This is a genomic window from Gordonia sp. (in: high G+C Gram-positive bacteria), assembly GCF_052106715.1.
Taxonomy (GTDB): Bacteria; Actinomycetota; Actinomycetes; order Mycobacteriales; family Mycobacteriaceae; genus Gordonia.
On the sequence record NZ_JBQEDL010000001.1, the window covers coordinates 39,196 to 56,259 of the forward strand.

Annotated in this window: 14 protein-coding genes; all 14 read right to left on the minus strand. The window is 66.1% G+C overall.

The features are described from left to right. Positions 1-97 precede the first annotated feature (97 nt). The 14 genes from ACTIMF_RS00135 to ACTIMF_RS00200 all read right to left on the minus strand — a co-directional run bounded on the left by ACTIMF_RS00135 (position 98) and on the right by ACTIMF_RS00200 (position 16,917). Positions 98-1,105, minus strand: a complete 1,008-nt coding sequence (locus tag ACTIMF_RS00135; RefSeq protein ID WP_442348243.1) for an LLM class F420-dependent oxidoreductase — start codon at positions 1,103-1,105, stop codon at positions 98-100. A gap of 124 nt (positions 1,106-1,229) precedes the next feature. After that, positions 1,230-2,222, minus strand: coding sequence for a cutinase family protein (locus tag ACTIMF_RS00140; protein ID WP_442348244.1), 993 nt, complete (start codon positions 2,220-2,222; stop codon positions 1,230-1,232). Between the two features lie 4 nt (positions 2,223-2,226). Then, a complete protein-coding gene (locus ACTIMF_RS00145; protein WP_442348245.1) occupies positions 2,227-2,781 on the minus strand; it encodes a hypothetical protein in 555 nt (184 codons plus the stop codon). A gap of 121 nt (positions 2,782-2,902) precedes the next feature. Next, positions 2,903-4,315 (minus strand): alpha/beta hydrolase-fold protein, encoded by a 1,413-nt coding sequence (locus tag ACTIMF_RS00150; protein ID WP_442348377.1) that lies wholly within the window; start codon positions 4,313-4,315, stop codon positions 2,903-2,905. A 295-nt stretch (positions 4,316-4,610) separates the two neighbouring features. Beyond that, complete coding sequence (locus tag ACTIMF_RS00155) at positions 4,611-5,609, minus strand: alpha/beta hydrolase (protein WP_442348246.1); 999 nt, start codon at positions 5,607-5,609, stop codon at positions 4,611-4,613. A gap of 352 nt (positions 5,610-5,961) precedes the next feature. After that, the gene (locus tag ACTIMF_RS00160) at positions 5,962-7,962 is read right to left on the minus strand and encodes a hypothetical protein (RefSeq protein WP_442348247.1); all 2,001 of its coding nucleotides are present in this window, start codon (positions 7,960-7,962) and stop codon (positions 5,962-5,964) included. Then, positions 7,949-8,872, minus strand: coding sequence for a decaprenyl-phosphate phosphoribosyltransferase (locus ACTIMF_RS00165; RefSeq protein WP_442348248.1), 924 nt, complete (start codon positions 8,870-8,872; stop codon positions 7,949-7,951). The genes ACTIMF_RS00160 and ACTIMF_RS00165 overlap by 14 nt, the downstream gene beginning before the upstream one ends. Then, a complete protein-coding gene (locus ACTIMF_RS00170) occupies positions 8,873-9,469 on the minus strand; it encodes a phosphatase PAP2 family protein (protein ID WP_442348249.1) in 597 nt (198 codons plus the stop codon). It abuts the gene before it with no gap. Then, a complete protein-coding gene (locus ACTIMF_RS00175; protein ID WP_442348250.1) occupies positions 9,450-11,360 on the minus strand; it encodes a glycosyltransferase in 1,911 nt (636 codons plus the stop codon). The genes ACTIMF_RS00170 and ACTIMF_RS00175 overlap by 20 nt, the downstream gene beginning before the upstream one ends. Beyond that, complete coding sequence (gene glf / locus ACTIMF_RS00180; RefSeq protein ID WP_442348251.1) at positions 11,361-12,560, minus strand: UDP-galactopyranose mutase; 1,200 nt, start codon at positions 12,558-12,560, stop codon at positions 11,361-11,363. It abuts the gene before it with no gap. A gap of 109 nt (positions 12,561-12,669) precedes the next feature. Next, a complete protein-coding gene (locus ACTIMF_RS00185) occupies positions 12,670-14,295 on the minus strand; it encodes a SpoIID/LytB domain-containing protein (RefSeq protein ID WP_442348252.1) in 1,626 nt (541 codons plus the stop codon). 223 nt (positions 14,296-14,518) lie between these two features. Beyond that, positions 14,519-15,358: an HAD family hydrolase gene (locus tag ACTIMF_RS00190; RefSeq protein WP_442348253.1), complete on the minus strand. Its 840-nt coding sequence runs from the start codon at positions 15,356-15,358 to the stop codon at positions 14,519-14,521. Beyond that, a complete protein-coding gene (locus ACTIMF_RS00195; RefSeq protein WP_442348254.1) occupies positions 15,355-16,116 on the minus strand; it encodes a lysophospholipid acyltransferase family protein in 762 nt (253 codons plus the stop codon). The genes ACTIMF_RS00190 and ACTIMF_RS00195 overlap by 4 nt, the downstream gene beginning before the upstream one ends. Positions 16,117-16,161: 45 nt before the next feature. Further along, positions 16,162-16,917: a lysophospholipid acyltransferase family protein gene (locus tag ACTIMF_RS00200; RefSeq protein ID WP_442348255.1), complete on the minus strand. Its 756-nt coding sequence runs from the start codon at positions 16,915-16,917 to the stop codon at positions 16,162-16,164. Positions 16,918-17,064: the final 147 nt, after the last annotated feature.

The window sequence follows — 17,064 nt, forward strand, 5'->3', positions numbered from 1 at the left end:
GCGGCTCGCGACCGCGGTGTTCGGTGTCTTCGTCACGTGCTCGACGTCGCGGTTCCATCCGCGCCAGTCCCCGTTCACACGCAAAACTTCGTTGATCCTACTCTCCCCGCAGAAGCGGGATGACGGGTGCAAACGCATCCATCTGAGTCGGGAAGATCCCGACGTAACTCATCGTGGTCCGACGACGGACCTCGCGGATCTGTTCCGCGATCTCCTCAAACGTGCCGAACGCGAGATACGGCGACGCCAGGATGTCGTCAACGCTCAACTCGACGTCGCGGGCGATGTTCGGCGGGTACCCCTGTTCGAGAGCCTTGAGCGCCATCTCCGCGGTCGCGACCCGGTCGTCGGTGACGACAATGGTCGCGATAGTCCAGTTGAGTTCGATCTCGTCGAACCGCTCCCCCGCGGCCTGCCGGATCCTGTCCACTCGCTCGACGGTCTTCTCGATCGTCATATCCGACAGCCGGAGCAGGCCTTCTTTAGTGGTTCCGGTCGCAACGGAGATGATATCGGCGTGCTTGGCCGCCAAGGCCAGCATCTTCGGGCCGCCGCCACCGACTGCGATCGGCGGCCGCGGCCCCTGGCGCGGCCGAGGGGTGCCCTCCAGGTTGTTGATCGTGTAGAACTCGCCGTCGAAGTCGACCCTCTCGCCGCGCATCAGTCGGTCCAGGATCGTCAATGCCTCGTCGAGCCGCCGGATCCGTTCGCCCGGCGTACCGAACTCGATGCCGGCCTTGTCGAACTCCTCCTTCATCCAACCGGAGCCGATACCGAGCTCCAGCCGCCCCTTCGACAGGACGTCGATGGTGGTGGCCTCCTTCGCGAGGACGGCGGGATGACGGAAGCCGTTGGCGAGGACCGACGTCGCGAGGCGGATGGTGCTGGTCGCCTGGGACAGCGCTCCCAGTGCTGCGAGCGGGCCGACCTGGTTACCGAGGTGGTCCGGGATGGCAAACGTGTCGTACCCGTACTCTTCGGCGGTCTGGGCGAGTTTGACGAACTTACGGGCGCCGCCCTCGTCTTTGTTCCCTTCGCCGCCGGCACCGAACCGAAACTTGCGCAGCCCGGCCGCGTCGTGCGTCGCTGAGTCGGGTGTGCTCACGCAGCGTCTCCTCGTTTCAGGGGTGCCCCGCCGGTCGGCCGGGGCCTCAACCCGAGCAGATTACCGCAGGTACGCCGCGTCTTCCCAACTACACCGCGTGAACAGCGGAGATGTTACCCGTGCGTCAGTTCTGGTCGCGGATCAGACGTGAGGCCCACGCGGTCATCCACTGCGTTGCGGTGTCGCCGTCGAGGTCCCAGTAGCGGGTCGTCGCGTACATCGCGTGGACCGGATTGTTGGCGGCGTTCGCGAACTGACCGATCGCCTTCAACGGCGCGGTGACCGTCGGGGCCTCACAGATCAGATCGCCCTTCGCACAGATCGAATAGGTGCGATCCTGCAGCGACCCGAATCCGCCCGATCGGGCACCGGTCATCGTGGTTCCGGGGATCAGCGACCCGATTCCGCCGAGCGAGACCTCCGCGCCGACACCCTTCGGGCTCGGACCGACGTCGTGCTGTTGTCCGGACTGACGACGGCCATCGGCGATCATGCCCACGCCGAGGACCAGGTCCTGGTCCTGCTCGGACAACGGCCCGCGGCCGTTGCCGATGTCGGATGCGATGTCACCGACGATGACGGCGCCCTGCGAGAAGCCCATCAGCACGTACTTGGTCAACGGGCAGTGCTCGGACGTCTTGGTGATCTTCTCTTCGGCACGTCGCATCCCCTGGGCACGCGAGGCGTTGTACGTGGCCTGTCGATCGCCGACATTCGCCGGGTTCCGGAACTTGGCCATGTACGGAACCGTGTAGACATCAGCGGTGCCCTTGGGGAACTCCTCCTGAAGCTGCGAGCTGACCTTCAGCATCAGCGAGCGCTTGTTGGCGGTCGGATCGTACGGGTCATCACCCGCTTTGGACTCCCAGGTGCCGGGCACGACGAGTGCGAGCACGTCCGAGCAGTCGGCTGGCTGGGTGTCAGGCCGCTCCGGCGCACTCGACTTCGGCGGCGTGGATGGTCCGCCAGGTTCGGGTGGCGGCGGTTTGAGCAGCACAACGAGCAGGACCACGACGAGCACTATGGCCGCGATCGCGAGGGCCGCGACGATCAGCGCTGCCTTGCCGAGTCGCCGGAGCGGCGACCCGCTCTTCCGCCCGGCCTTACGCTTGCTCACCCGCTCAGCAGAGGTTTCGATCCGCGGCGCGGATCACTTTGTCGGCGCGGTCTTTCGCCTGAGCCTCGTTGTCGGTCATCGGACCGATCGCGGCCGTCACGAAAGCCTTGATCATCGTCGAGTCGGTCTTCTGCTCACGCTGAGAGCACACGTACTGCCCCATGGTGAGGGCGACGTTATTGTCCGTGTCGCCCATGAACTCGACCTTCTGGCGCTTGAGGTCGGCGAGGTACGCCTTCTCCGAATCAGTCAGCTTGGATCCGCTCGGCGTGGTGACGCCCGGAAAGTTCTTCGGCACCTTGGTCGAGGTATTCGGCTCGGTCTCCGGTGCCGACGAACTGGCACGCGCCGCCCCCTCCTCGGCCTCCTTGGAGTCCTCCGAGTCGGCCACCGACTTCGACGCCAGCGACGAGTCGGAAGCGTCGACCGACGTCGTCGTGACGGCGTCGGTACCGATCGGCGCGCTGGTGGTCGTCGAGTCATTGCACGCCGCGAGCGCGCCGACGGCGACCAACGCTGCACCGGTGATCGCCGCGAGGCGGAAGAACTTCACACTCATGCTTGCGAGCTTACCGGCACGATCTGGCGAAACGGGCCCGCGAACCGATCCCCACGCCGAAGCCACGGACAATACTCAGGGAGCGTTCAGGCAGGTGGTGGGCCATATCACTGAATCGCGCTCACTCGATGCGGGCACCGTTCTGCGGAGTCCACACGATCTTGCCTCGCTCGAATGTGTTGAACTTGACGCCGTTACGACCGGTCTCTTCGTCGGACGTCGGGAGCCCGAGGCGTTCCATCGCGGGCACGTAGACGCCGCCGATCGCGCCGCCGACCACCTTGGACCCCTTCGGCCCGGTGAAGATTCGTCCGTTGCGGAAGTCCTGCGCCCGTCCGCCCGGCACCGAGTACTCGGGAGTGAGGCAGCCGCCGAGGCCGCGGATCTGCGGAGCCTTCTTGAACGCGTCGCCGACAGTGCACGCCACCTTGTCGCCGGACAGACCGAGCGCCCCGGCCACCTGCGGCCACGCCTGGACCATCTCGAACTGCCAGTAGGGCCACGTGTGCGTGCCGGAAGGGCGGTAAACGGCCTGGCCGTGGATCCCGAGACGGTTCAGCTTGGAGGCGAACTGCTGGCTCGTGACACGCGAGAGGACTTCCAGTCCGACCCCCGAGTAGTTGGTGGCGAGCATCGGAATGTCCGATGGCTTGTCGTGCGGGCCGACGATGCCGTTGCCGGACGAGATGTAGAGGCTCGTGCCCTTGAGCTTGTTAGCGAGCAGGTACGGGTCGTGCTCCTTCCACGCCGGATCGCTCGGCGGGCCGAACATCTTCGACGAGTCGTAGCCGCCGCCGTCGCGCAGCGCGAACTGGATCGCCTCCGGCATACCGTACGACGTCATCTGCAGGATGCCCGAGAACGAGCCGGCGAACTTGTAGAAGCCGGGGTTGCGCGCAGCGAGCATCATCGCGGCGGAACCGCCCATCGAGAGCCCTTCGACGGCGCGCACGTCCGTGGAGCGCCAGTCGTTCTCCAGGATCGGCGGCAGTTCCTTGGTCAGGAAGGTCTCCCACTTGTAGTTCTTGCCGCGGTCGGGTTCCTTCCAGTCTGTGTAGAAGCTCGACTCGCCGCCGACCGGGAGGACCACGTTCACGTTCTTGTCCGCGTAGAACTGCTCGACGTTCGTGTTGAGGATCCAGCCGTTCTGATCGTCCTGCGCCCGCAGACCGTCGAGCATGGTCAGCTGGGGGAACTTCTCCTTCGGCTTGGCGAACCAGTCGCGGGCCAGCAGCAGCTGCACCTGGACGTCGGTGTTCATCGCGGGCGAGTGCACCCACACCGCGGCGCGGTGCGCGGAATACCAGTTGACCTTCGTGACCGTCGCAGGCGCGGGCTTCGGCGCCGGCTTGCGCCCGGCGTCCTTCTTCGGCGCAGGACGCTGGTTCTTCGTCTTCGGCGCCTTCTTCGACGTCTTCGGCGCCACCTGCGTGGTCGGCGCGGGCTTCGGGTCGGCGTGGGCGACGCTGCCACTGCCGACCACGAGCGTCGCGCTCGCAGCGACGGCTACGGCCGCCACGACCTTGCGCGGCATCGCCGCCGTCTTCCAGATCTTCACTTCGTGCTCCTCGAGGTGCCCCGGGTCAGTCTCTGCACGCACTTCTGCGCGCGCGTCTGAGAAATTTCTACACTGAAGGTAGAGGGTTTTGTGCGCGCCACGCTGTTACTCGTGTGAATTGTGTGACTAATGTTTCATGCGGTTCTCGGCGACCTGGGGTTTTGCTGAATCCGGTCACGCTGCCGTGACACGTGCACCGACGACACGACGAAGAAAACGAGGCGCCTCCCATGCGGGAGGCGCCTCGTTTTAGAAGCGAGTCAGACTCGAGTCAGCGGAAGAAGCCGCGGTGCAGCGCGTTCCAGACCATGTCCTGCCAGTAGCCCCAGGCGTGGGTGCCGTTGGCGTAGTACGTCATCGGACGCAGGCCCTGAACCGTCGCACTGACCTCGAAGGCCTTCGTCGAGGCGAACGCCAGCAACTCGAGCGGCGTGCCCTTGAGGAAGTCGTCGATGACGTTCTTCGGGTAGTTGTAACGACCGAACAGGCCGTTGCCCGCACCGACGTACAACTTCAGGCCGTGCAGCTGGTTGATGATGCGTGCCGGGTCGTTGGCGGCCCAGCGCGGGCTCCACGGCGGCCCCCACATCGAGTCGATGTTCCACGGGGCGGGGGCGACGTCGAGCATCGCGGCACGGAGCATGGTGCGCATGCCTGGCGCAGTCAGGAAGTTGTAGCCCGACAGCGAGCCTGCAGCGTAGTAGAGGTCCTTGCGCTTCGCTGCGTGGACGAGTGCGGCGCTACCGCCCATGGACAGACCCATGATGGCGTACTTGCCGCCCTTGCTCCCGAAGCGCTTGTTGCGGAGAGCGGGCACGAGACGGTTGTCGATGACACACGTCCACATGTAGCGCTTCTTCTGACCGTTGAAGTTCGAGGGAGCGTCCCAGTTGGTATAGAAGCTGTTCGGGCCACCGATCGGCTCCACAACGTTCACACCGTGGTTCACCAGGTTCTGAACGTTGCTCTCGATCTCCCAGCCGCTGCGGTCGTACCGCGCACGCATGCCGTCGAGCAGGATGACCGTGCGCGCGTTGCCCGGCTTCTTCCAGGCGCGGACCTTGACCTTGCCCGGGGCCATCGACTTGTTGCCGAACGCACCGTTCGTCGGCATGCCGCAGGCATCGATCCAGAACTCCTGGAAGCCCGGCGCCGCATCGGCCTTGCCCGAGCCGATCGACGTGGACATCAACCCCATGGCGGTGACGACCGCGAGGACTACCGCCGTCAGCTTGCGCCCGAGGCGCCGCGTGCTCTTCGCTTCACGCATTGACTGAAATCTCCCTAACGTTGTTCACGACCCATGGGCACTCTTCCGCCCACGGGCCGTCTGGCGGCCGGCGCCTCTCGCGATTCACACACGCCACATCCGATTCGGATGGACGAAGCTTATCTAGAGCGACACCCCAACCCAAACGCTGTGACCCTTATCACGCGTGTCGGTCCCGGTTCGGCCGTTCGGCTCGCGCTCGCCCCGAACGGGGTCGAACTCTGTCACTTCTATCGATCAACCGCGAATGGACGTTACCGTTTTGAGATAAACAACGGCAAGCCCGTGTCACATCTGTCACTCATATAGTTCACAGCCTGCGCTGTGTTACTTCACATAGGGCTACGTCACATCAGGGATGCTTCTCGTCGAGGTTCGCGGGCTCCTGCAGGCCGCACCGCGCGATCTCGTACTCGGGCTGGCGCGCGATCCGATATCCGTTGAGGTGGACGGCGTCGGACAGATTGGCCTTGAACCGGGCGAGACTCCACGCCCCTTGGTACGACTTGAACCGCTCCTGGGTGTCCGGACAGGTCAGCGCGACCTGTGCGAGCTTCACCTGGTCGCTCGACATGTACGCGGGCAGGCCGGGCCTGCTCGTCACACCGCCGGATTCGGCGACGACCCAGGCACTCGACAGATCTTTGTCGTGACCGATGCGGCCGTCTTCCAGGCGGGCCGTGTGCGCGGCCAGCGGGTACGCCAATCCCATCTGGTCGAGGACCCGGACGTCCAACGGCGCGTTCATGCTCGTCATGCCGAGATTGAGGAAGTAGACGGTGGTCTCTCGCTTCACTCCGGGAGGCATCTTGTCCGGCAGCGCGGCAACGTACCACTCGTCGTAGTTCTGCGACGGCAGGATGACTCCGCCCGTCTTACGCACCTCGCGGATCTTGTCGACCATCGCTTGCATTCGCGGATACTCGAGATAGTCCTCGGCGGTCACCGGGTTCTCATTCGCCATGTTCGTGATGTAGAAGGTCCGCTCGTCGACGATGCCGTTGCGGCCGATCGTCGTACCCGCGTTGGGGAGCGCGTTCGCGTGCACCGCGACGGCCCACCACACAGTGGCGCCCACGCCGACGAGCACAGCCACAGCGGCCCCGAGTCGCACGCGCGCGTCCCGAGTACGCAGCGTCGCCGGGACGACGACGGGAACCACCATGACCGGAAGCAGCAGGATGAACAACGGAGTGAGAAGGACGCGACCGTGCATGAAGTCGCCGCCCTGACGCACCCAGTACACCGCGAGGATCAGTCCCGCGAGCAGGATGGTCGCTACCACCACGCGCGGATGTTGCAGCCCGGAGGAGAACGAACCGGTTCGTTGCCTGAACCGCTCGAACGACGACGGGGCCGCGTGGTCATCGAGCACGTCGGCGAGATCCTCGTCGCACGCAACGGGTGCGAGCACTTCGTCGTCGGCTCGCGGCCGGCGAACACTGGCGACGACGGCCAGGATCACGCCGACGACCACCGCGATGATCACCGGAATCAGCAGCGCGTACGGCGCGAAGAGGTTGCCGAGGTACTCCAGCCCCTGCGACCACTTGGATCCGCTCGCGTCCTTGGCGATGGCCGGGTTCGGTACCAGCACGGCGTAATAGCCCATGCGAAATATCTGGTAGCCGACGGGGAGGACACCCGCGACGACGACCATCGCGATCCGCATCGTGGCGCCGATCGGCGAACAGAACAGCACCAGCAGAACGAGGACACCGAGCACTGCGCCCTCTGGACGTATCAGGGGCGCGAGTCCGGCTGTGAACGACAGCAGGAGGAACGCGGTGCGCGACCATGTCGTCGGCGCGGTGCCGCGACGGTGCGACCACGCGATCAACTGACACCACAGGGCCGCGACCCAGAAGATCGTCAGCCCGTTCTCGAGGCCCGACGTCGCGAAGTCACGGGCGGGCGGGACCGCGATGTAGACGACCGCGCCGAGCGGCAGCAGCAGTCCGAAGCCCGCGGACGTCACCGTGGTGCCGTACAGGCGCGCGGTGCCGTACATGGCGAGCGGAAGCGCCGACACGGACAGGATCAGGGCAACCCACAGCGCGACGTACTCGGTGTGTTCGGCTCCGGTGACCCACGAGAAGAACCACACGATGTACGTCCATGCCGTCGACGTGTTGACCTCGACGCGTTCACCGGCGTTGAAGACCGGTCCGTTGCCCGCCAGCAGGTTACGGACGGTGCGCAGGACGATAAGCCCGTCGTCGGCGATCCACCGGCGCTGCCAGGCGCCGATCGCGAATAGGACGGTCACCGCGATCGCCCCGACGGAGAAACTCGCGACCGGGACGATCAGCCGCTTACGCGGCGTCGACTCCTGCGCATCAGACCGGGACATAGACGGCCACACCCACGAGAATCACCCACGCGATAGCGAGCGCCTGCAGGACGCGGTCGCCGAGCGCGACCTCTTCGGGCTCACCGGCCTGGCCACCGTCGACGTCTACCGCATACCGCAGGATCGCGATCGTGAACGGGACCATCGAGATCGCGTAGAAGACGTTCTCCTCATGGCTGGCGTCGAACGCCCACAGCCCATAACAGAGGACGACGGCGGTCGCCGACAGCGTCCAGACGAACCGCAGGTACGTGGTCGTGTAGTACTGCAGCGACTTGCGGATCTTGGCTCCGGTGCGCTCGGCGAGCTGAAGCTCGGCGTAGCGCTTGCCGGCAGCCATGAACAGCGAGCCGAAAGCCATCACGAGGAGGAACCACTGCGACAGGCCGTCGGGCAGCTGGGCGGCGACGCCACCGGCGATCGCGCGCAGCAGGAAGCCCGACGAGACGATGCAGACGTCGATGACGGCCTGGTGTTTGAGGCCGAAGCAGTAACCGAGCTGGATCGCCAGGTAGACGGCGATGGTGACAGCCGTCTGCCAGTTGGCGATAGCAGCGATGCCGACAGCGAGCACCGCGAGAACCACGGCGAGCACGAACGCGAAGTTGCGAGGCACGACGCCTGCGGCGATCGGACGGAAGCGCTTGGTCGGGTGCGCACGGTCGGCTTCGACGTCGAGCGCGTCGTTGATCAGGTAGATCGATGACGCGACGAGGCAGAAGGCGACGAATGCGATGCCTACCCGACCCATGGCCGCGCCGTCGGTCAACGTGTCGCTGCCTGCCGCCATCGGCGCCGCCAGCACCAGGACGTTCTTGACCCATTGACGCGGACGCATCGCCTTGATCAGTCCTGCCGGAAGACTCTTCGGCGGACCTGCTACGCCGGTGTCGTTCGGCTCCTCGCTCATCTACTGCTCCTCGTTCTTCGCGTCGGCGACGATGACCGCTCCGGCCGTGAGCGCCCCGACGATCGCTCCCGCAGCCACATCGGAAGGGTAATGGACTCCGAGCACCAAACGTGAAACGAGCATAGGCGGCACGAGCACCGCGGGCAGCGCGGCGACCGGAAGACCGGCGGCCCGACCCAGCAGAATCGCCCCCGCGGTCGTCGACGTCGCGTGGCTCGAGGGGAAGCTCAGTCTGCTCGGCGTTCCGACGCCGACCCGGATGTCCGGGTGGCTCGGCCGCCGGCGACGGACGACCCGCTTGATGACCACCGAGGCCGCGTGCGCCGTGAAGGCCCCGGCGCCCGCCTCGAGGTACCGGCGGCGTGCGAGGGTGTCGCCGCGGCGGTGCGCGGCGAGGGCTCCCGCGCCGGCGAGCGCGAGCCAACCGAGCGAGTGCTCACCGAAATGCGAGAGTCCACGGGCCGCCGACAGCGCGCCGGGACGATCCGCGATCGCCGCCTGCACGGCGACGAGCAGCGCGGCCTCACCGGATGCCGGTGCACGGTGCGCAGGACCGTCGCCGGTCGATCCGCCGTTGTCAGTCGATGCCAAAGACACGAGCCCAACTCTCCTTGCTCACCAGATCGCTGTGCGCGGCACGGTATTCGGTGCGCATGTCGTCGAAGCGTTCCCGCAGCTGCTTAACGAGTTCGGCGGACTCGCGACCGAGGGCGATCATGGTGTCCCGGTCGCGCTTGCGGTAGACGACGCCCCGACCGTCGGCAGTCGTGACGGTGACGCCGTCGACGCGGCCGAGGGAGAACCAGCGCGCTTCGATCGGCGGGTAGTTGGCCTGAGGCACCTCGTGGTGCCGCGGATCGGCGGGCCGCGCGTTGTTGGCGATCGCCTTCACCAGCGTCTTGGCCTTGGCGACGGCGCCTTCGGGCACACCGACGCCGAAACCGGTCGCTTCTCCGGACGTACGCGGCAACTCCTGTGCGGACGGCAGCACGACTGCGTCCGAGTACTGCTTACGGATGGCCGCGACCTTGCCGAGCGCGGTCGGCAGAATCGATCGGATGTGATCGGGTCCGGCCAGGAAGTCGCGGATCGCCTCGTTCTGGATGGCCACCGTCGAGTACTCGAGGCAGAGCAGGTGCTTCGCCGTCGCTTTGGCCATCGACTTGAGGATGCTGTCGATGGAGCCGTCGGTGTACATCGACGCGACGACGAGCCGGTTCCGCAGGTGGAAGTACGCCTGCCAGTCGATGGCGTCGTCCTTGTCGCTCCACGCCATGTGCCAGATCGCGATCCCGGGGACCGTCGCCGTCGGGTAGCCCGCCCGGGCCGCACGCAGCGCGAACTCCCAGTCGTCCCATTTGATGAACAGCGGGAGCGGCAGCCCGATCGTCTCGGCGACCTCACGCGGGTACATGCACATCCACCAGCCGTTGCCTTCGACGTCGATGCGCCGGTGCAGATGTTGCGAGTTCTCGCGGTCGGTGAGCGGGTACTTGGCGAAGTTGTGGTCGTACTTCACGTGCGGCGCGGCCGTCCACATGAACTTGTTGCGGTCGATGACCTCGCCCATGCAGTGCAGGTGGCTGCGCTCTTGCAGGTTGAGCATCTGGCCACCGACGAGCATCGGGCTCTTCGCGAACCGTGACATGGCGAGCGCACGCAGGATCGAGTCGGGCTCGATCATGATGTCGTCGTCCATGTACAGGATGTACGGGCTGTCGGTCAGGCGGAGCGCCTCGTAGAGGATGCGGGAGTATCCGCCGGACCCTCCGAGGTTGCCCTGATCGAAGATCCGCAGGCGGTCGCCGAGCGCAGTGGCGGCCTCGGTATACCCCGGCTCGTCCACTACCTTCTTGGTTCCCTGGTCAGGCATGATGACGGCGTCGATCACCCTGTCGACGAGCGGGTCGGAGGTGAGTGCGGCCAGTGCCGCGACGGCGTCGGTCGGACGATTGAAGGTCGGGATGCCGACGGTGACTCCCGCACGGTCGCTCCCGGCGGGCTCGAGGGTCGCGTACCACCCCGCCGACAGGATCTCAGTCTCGGTGTCGGTGGTGACGTCGAACCAGATCCAACCGCCGTCCTCGAACGGTCCCAGGTCGGTCTCGAGTTCGATGACGCCGGTCCCGTCCTCGCCGATCTCGACGAGGTCGCCGCCGATACCGATGCGCGAGCCGTCGATCTTGGATCGGTACAGGTCGACGCGAGCGTTGCCCGCCAGTTCCACCCGCAGGACAACGGAGGTCAGAACGCTCCAGCGCCGCCAGTACGACGCAGGGAACGCGTTGAAGTAGGTGGCGAAGCTCGCTTCGGAATCCGCTCCCAGCTTGACGCTCGTCCGGTTCGGAGCGTGGGCGCGGCCCGCGTTGGTCGTCGCCTCCTGCAGGTAGAGGGACCGCACGTCGAGAGGTTCGCCCGGCCGCGGGAAGATGACCCGTTGCAGGAGGCTGACGGCCGTGCTCGTGGTTCCCGCCTGGACGTTACTCATCTACTCCGCTCCCGACGTCAGCGGCGCACCGTCTCGCAGGTGCGGAGCCAACGTGTTGTCGAACATGGTCAGCGCACTGGCGATCGCCATATGCATGTCGAGGTACTGGTAGGTGCCGAGGCGTCCGCCGAACAGCACCTTGTTGTCCGCGGTCTCGGTCTTGGCGAGCTCGCGGTAGGCGGCGAGCATGTCGCGGTCGTCCGGAGTGTTGATCGGGTAGTACGGCTCGTCGTCGTCCTTGGCGAACCGACCGAACTCACGCATGATCACCGTCTTGTCGGACGGGTAGTCCTTGCGCTCGGGGTGGAAGTGCCGGAACTCGTGGATCCGGGTGAACGGGACGTCGGCGTCGTTGTAGTTCATGACGGGCGTGCCCTGAAAGTCGCCGGTCGGCAGAACTTCAGTCTCGAAGTCGAGGGTCCGCCAGCCGAGGCGGCCCGCCGAGTAGTCGAAGTAGCGGTCGAGCGGACCGGTGTACACGACGGGTGCGTCCGGATTCGCGGCCCGCAGCTCGTCGCGGACGTCGAACCAGTCGGTGGACAGCCGCACCGTGATCTTCTCGTCGGCAGCCATGTTCTGCAGCCAGGCGGTGTAGCCGTCGACGGGCAGGCCTTCGTGGGAGTCGCTGAAGTATCGGTTATCGAAGGTGTAGCGGACCGGCAGCCGGGTGATGTTGCCTGCGGGCAGGTTCTTGGGGTCCGTCTCCCACTGCTTGGCCGTGTAGTGCTTGATGAAGGCCTCGTACAGGGGGCGACCGATCAGACTGATCGCCTTCTCTTCGAAGTTCGCCGCCTCGGCCGACTCGATCTCCGACGCCTGCTCGGCGATCAGCGCACGCGCCTCGTCGGGCGAGAAGTATCGACCGAAGAACTGCGAGACCAGACCGAGTCCCATCGGGAACTGGTAGGCCTGGCCGTCGTGCATCGCGAACACTCGGTGCTGGTAGCCGGTGAAGTCGGTGAACTGGTTGACGTATTCCCACACCCGCTCGTTGGACGTGTGGAACAGGTGCGCACCGTACTTGTGGATCTCGATGCCCGTCTCCGGTTCGGCTTCGGAGTACGCGTTTCCGCCGATGTGGTCGCGGCGGTCCAGGACGAGCACCCGGGCTCCGAGCTGCGTCGCTGCTCGTTCGGCCACGGTCAGGCCGTAGAAACCGGAACCGACGACGATCAGATCGAATTCACTGTTGTTCGTCACAACAGGTCAGCGTAACGGACAGAACCTGAGTATTCGCCGAGCACATGGCCGGGCGGGCGGCAGATCACAGTCGGTCAGATCACACGAGGATCGGCCGGCCCGCGGCCGCTCAGCGCAGCCCGTCGCGATTCGGGTAGCCGAGCTTCTCCAGGCCGCCCTTCTCCAGGTAGTCGGTGAGGGCTCCGCCGAACAGGGCATGCGCGCCGGTCAGCGGACTGAAGTAGAGGACACCGTTCTCAAGGACCTGGACCAGACCCTGCACGCCGTGGCCGTCGGTGATGAGTTCGGGCGCGCTGACGGTGCCCGTGGACCCCTGGCTGTTGTCGCTGCGTTCGCGGTTGACCGGACGTTCGAGGGCCGTGGCCTTCGCATCGAACGCCTTCGTGCCCTCTTCGATCAACTTCTGGATAAGCGGTTGAATCTGGCCGGCCATCGAGTCGATGTCATCGGGCGTACCGAGCGCGGACAGACCCGGTACGACCTTGTTCAGAACCTCCCCGAGCGGGCTGAGGTCAAGGAGACCCCCACCGCCGGGCGCCTCCGGGCCTACTTTCGGTTTGACGATCTTCGGCATCGACTTCTGGCCCTGCACCGAGAACCAGTCGGATTTGAGCTGCAGCTTGGTGCGCGCCTGGTCGCCGGTCGCCTCCACCGTTCGGTTGGTGCCGACCACTCGGACCTTGACTGCGCGTCCGCTGCCGTCGCCGAGACCGTTCGCCTCACTGACTTCGAAGCTCTTGAGCGAGCCGACGCCGAATGCCGACGCGATGCTCGCGGCGCTGACCGTCGCCTTCCAATTGTGCGTCGGCGAGATCGAATCGCCCGCATCGACGACGGCCGGGAAGGCACCGCCCGCGGTATAGCCGCCGGTCGAGGCCGAGAACTCGGTCAGAGCGGGCTTACCGTTGAGAAGTCGGATCTGGCCGGCGGTCGCGTCGGCCGCACGGCTGGTGCGCGGATCCTCACCGCGCGCGCCGTGGTACATCTGCGAGGACTGCGTGTTGTCCATCTTGCGACCCTGCTCCAGGCCGGCGAGGACGTACGACCGGGCAGCGACCGCCTGCGCCTTCAGCGCTTCGAGGCCACCGCTGTCGGCCCACGACGGCATGGACTCCTTGGGGATCACACCCTTCACGTAGTCGTCGACGTGGAGTTTGTTGATGACGCCCGACGAGTCGAGCCCGATGGATCCGCGGTAGGCCTCGTCGCCTGCACAGAAGGTGAGGAGTTCGTTCGCGGGGCGGTTCGGCGACGTGTTGATCGGATCGACCTGGGCGGCCCGAACCGTCTTGACGACGGCCCCGCCGCACCCTCGAGTGATCGTGGCGTTACCCCCGGACAGGCTGACCGCCTGCCCGGGAGCCACCGTCTGGCCACCTACGCGCATTCCCGCTGCCGCATGGACACTGACCGACTTTTTCTCACTGAGGGAGACTGTGACGTCGGGCTTGCCCACCTTCCCCGCGGTGGTGTTGCCGTAGTAGTGACGCAGGATCTGATCCGCAGACCACCCCTTCTTGGCGTAGCCGTACGCCCCCCACTGCCCGAGGCCTCGGCCGTGGCCGTGTCCGTGCCCGATCAGGGTGACCGGAGAATCGGCGGCGAGCCCGACGTCTGAGTCGAGGATGTCGGTGCCACCGACGAGGAGGCCGCCTGCGACCAGCGCAGGGGCCAGCCCCAGTGCGGCGAAAGTGAGAGTTCTCTTCTTGGCGCGACTCGGTCGGACATTCGGCACTGCAAAACCCCTTTGGGCGGGACCTCAGATACATCTCCTGTGGCCCGTGTGGCTTGTGGGACTTCTGTGACAGTAGTGAACAAACCGTGGATACGCCAAGCCGACGCGGTCACAACCGAGTCACGTCTATAGAACGCAGGTTCGAGTGAGTGGGCCCGCGTGTCGAGTCCGATGCCGTCCGGAGCGGGTGCCGTCCAGGGCGAGCGAAGCGGGTCCAGGCGAGTCAGAACCAGCGTTCGAGGACTCGGGCGACGCCGTCGTCGGCGTTGGTCCCGGCCACTTCGTCCGCTGCGGCGACGGCTACCGGATCGCCGTTGCCCATCGCGACGCCGTGCGTGGCCCAGCGGAGCATCTCGGCGTCGTTGGGCATATCGCCGAAGGCGATGACCGATGATCCCGCGACGTCGGAGTTTTCGATCAGCCACTGCAGCCCGGACGCCTTGTGCACTCCGGGCACCGACAGTTCGACGAGCCCGGTGTCGATGGAGAAGGTGACCTCCGCGAGGTCAGCGATGTGCGGGGTGATCAGCGCGGCCATCTCGTGCGAACTCATACCCGGCTTGCGGGCGAGTAGCTTCACCGCGGGCAGCTCGGTGAGATGCCTGTCGGCGACCTCCACGTGGTCGGGGTTCAGCCAGGCGTGCTCGTACCCTGCCGTCGCGACGAACGACGGGGTCGCCGCGTCGTGCGCGACCCGACCTGCGCGCTCGGCGGCTAGACCACACCCCGGGACGAGTTCGGTGCATATGGTACGCAGCGTCTCTAACACGTCGGGAGCGAGTTCGGCGGCGAACAACACGGCGTCACCGCGCACGTCGTAGATGATCGCGCCGTTGGCGCAGACCGCGTACCGGACGGCGGCCGGTGTGCCGACGAGTTGATCCGCGATCTCGGGGATCCACCGCGGCGGACGTCCCGTCGACAGGACCAGTTCGACGCCGGCACCGGCGGCTCGTACCAGGACGTCGCGCGTCGCGGGCGTGATCTGGTTGTGGTCGTCGATGAGAGTGCCGTCGACGTCTGACGCGATCAGAGTGGGCGGGTCGAGCTGTCGGCCGCTCATTCGCTCTGTCGTTTCGCCGCGCGTCGCGCAGCCTTCTCACGTGCTTCTGCGTCCTCGATGACGAGAGCCTCCTCAGGTGTCGGTGCGCTGCCGCCGAGCCGGGCCGGCAGCCAGTCGGCGCCGGCGGGCGCTTCCGGATATTTGTCTTGCACGCGGTGCAGCTGCGCGACCATCGCCTCGCGCAACCGATGCGTGGCCTCGACGGCGTCGCCGCGCGAGTCGAACGTCAGCGGCGTCCCGAACACCGTGTGAATCGGTATCCGCGCGCGACCGAGGTTCCGCTCGGTACCTTTGCTGAATTGGCGCTGCGCACCCCACACGATGACGGGAGTCACCGGGGCACCGGCCTCGACGGCCATTCGGACGGCTCCGGTCTTGAACTCTTTGGGCTCGAAACTGCGACTGATGGTCGCCTCCGGGTAGACGGCGACGAGTTCACCGCTTCGCAATGCGGCGACTGCCGCCCGGTACGCGTCGGATCCGGCCGATCGGTCGACGGGAAGGCTGCCGGTCTGGGCGACCAGGAATCTCATGATCGCTACGTCGGTCAGCTCGGACTTGACCATGAAACGCGCGCGCCTGCCACGCTGCTTCAAGGCGAGCCCAACGGGCAGGAAGTCCACGTATCCGGTGTGGTTAATCGCCAGTACGCCGCCGCCCGCCGGAATGTTGTCGAGTCCCTCGACGTGCAGACGGGTCCCCTGGACCAGCCGGATTCCGGCGGTGATCGCCTCCAGGGCTCGATACACGGGCTCCATCGCCGGTGAACCTCCCTTATCCGATCTCGCCTGCCGGTCTCGCCGTCAGTTCTCGCGTTCCTCGCGCTTACGCGCCTTCTCCTCGGCATCCGCGGCATCCATCGCATTCGCCTCCTCGAGCGTCGGCGCCCCGCCGCCGCGCGCTGCGGGGACCCAGTACTCGCCAGGCGGGTACGGGCCGTATGCGTCTTGGAGTTCGGTGAGCTTGGCGCGCATCGACTCGTGCAGTCGCGCCGTCAGCTCGTCCGGAGTGCCCTCGGGTTGGATCGGTTCGGCGACGCCGACCATGATCTTCGCGCCGGACCTGCCCATGTTCCGCGGATGCCCTTTGGTCCAGATCCGCTGGGCACCCCACACGATCGTGGGGATCAGCGGAGCACCGGCCTCCAGCGCCATCCGCGCGGCTCCGCTCTTGAATGCTTTGAGCTCGAAGCTGCGGCTGATCGTCGCCTCGGGGTAGACGCCCACGAGTTCGCCCTGCTCGAGATAGTCAACGGCGTCCCGGTAGCTCTGCGCCCCGTTCGCACGGTCGACGGGAATGTGCTTGAGCGCGCGCATCACCGGGCCCCCGACCGGATTGTCGAAGACCTCCTTCTTGGCCATGAAGCGGACGTACCGTCTGCCCTGCAGAAACGCCGGGATCCCGGCGAACGTGAAGTCGAGATATCCGGTGTGGTTGAAGGCGACGACGCCGGCACCGTCGGCAGGCACGTTCTCGACTCCCGAGATCTCGAAATCGAGCCCCTGTGCGAGCCACAGCATGCGGGCGGTGGACACGACTGACGCGTACACGGGTTCCATAGAGGTGATGGTAGCCGGACACGTGAACGGCGACGATCAGACATGAGGCGTTCGAGGGTGATCACCGGCACGGACCGCCGACAGGAAGCGGCGTCGCCCTCGGCGATAAGCTAGCGGGAAAGCAGTCCCCATCGAAAGGCACCAGCC

What these genes read in the sequence shown, in the direction of transcription:
- ACTIMF_RS00160 (WP_442348247.1), bottom strand. Translation starts at nt 7,962, where the DNA reads ATGTCCCGGTCTGATGCGCAGGAGTCGACGCCGCGTAAGCGGCTGATC.
- ACTIMF_RS00195 (WP_442348254.1), bottom strand. Translation starts at nt 16,116, where the DNA reads ATGGAGCCCGTGTATCGAGCCCTGGAGGCGATCACCGCCGGAATCCGG.
- ACTIMF_RS00150 (WP_442348377.1), bottom strand. Translation starts at nt 4,315, where the DNA reads ATGCCGCGCAAGGTCGTGGCGGCCGTAGCCGTCGCTGCGAGCGCGACG.
- ACTIMF_RS00145 (WP_442348245.1), bottom strand. Translation starts at nt 2,781, where the DNA reads ATGAGTGTGAAGTTCTTCCGCCTCGCGGCGATCACCGGTGCAGCGTTG.
- ACTIMF_RS00165 (WP_442348248.1), bottom strand. Translation starts at nt 8,872, where the DNA reads ATGAGCGAGGAGCCGAACGACACCGGCGTAGCAGGTCCGCCGAAGAGT.
- ACTIMF_RS00190 (WP_442348253.1), bottom strand. Translation starts at nt 15,358, where the DNA reads ATGAGCGGCCGACAGCTCGACCCGCCCACTCTGATCGCGTCAGACGTC.
- ACTIMF_RS00155 (WP_442348246.1), bottom strand. Translation starts at nt 5,609, where the DNA reads ATGCGTGAAGCGAAGAGCACGCGGCGCCTCGGGCGCAAGCTGACGGCG.
- ACTIMF_RS00175 (WP_442348250.1), bottom strand. Translation starts at nt 11,360, where the DNA reads ATGAGTAACGTCCAGGCGGGAACCACGAGCACGGCCGTCAGCCTCCTG.
- ACTIMF_RS00200 (WP_442348255.1), bottom strand. Translation starts at nt 16,917, where the DNA reads ATGGAACCCGTGTACGCGTCAGTCGTGTCCACCGCCCGCATGCTGTGG.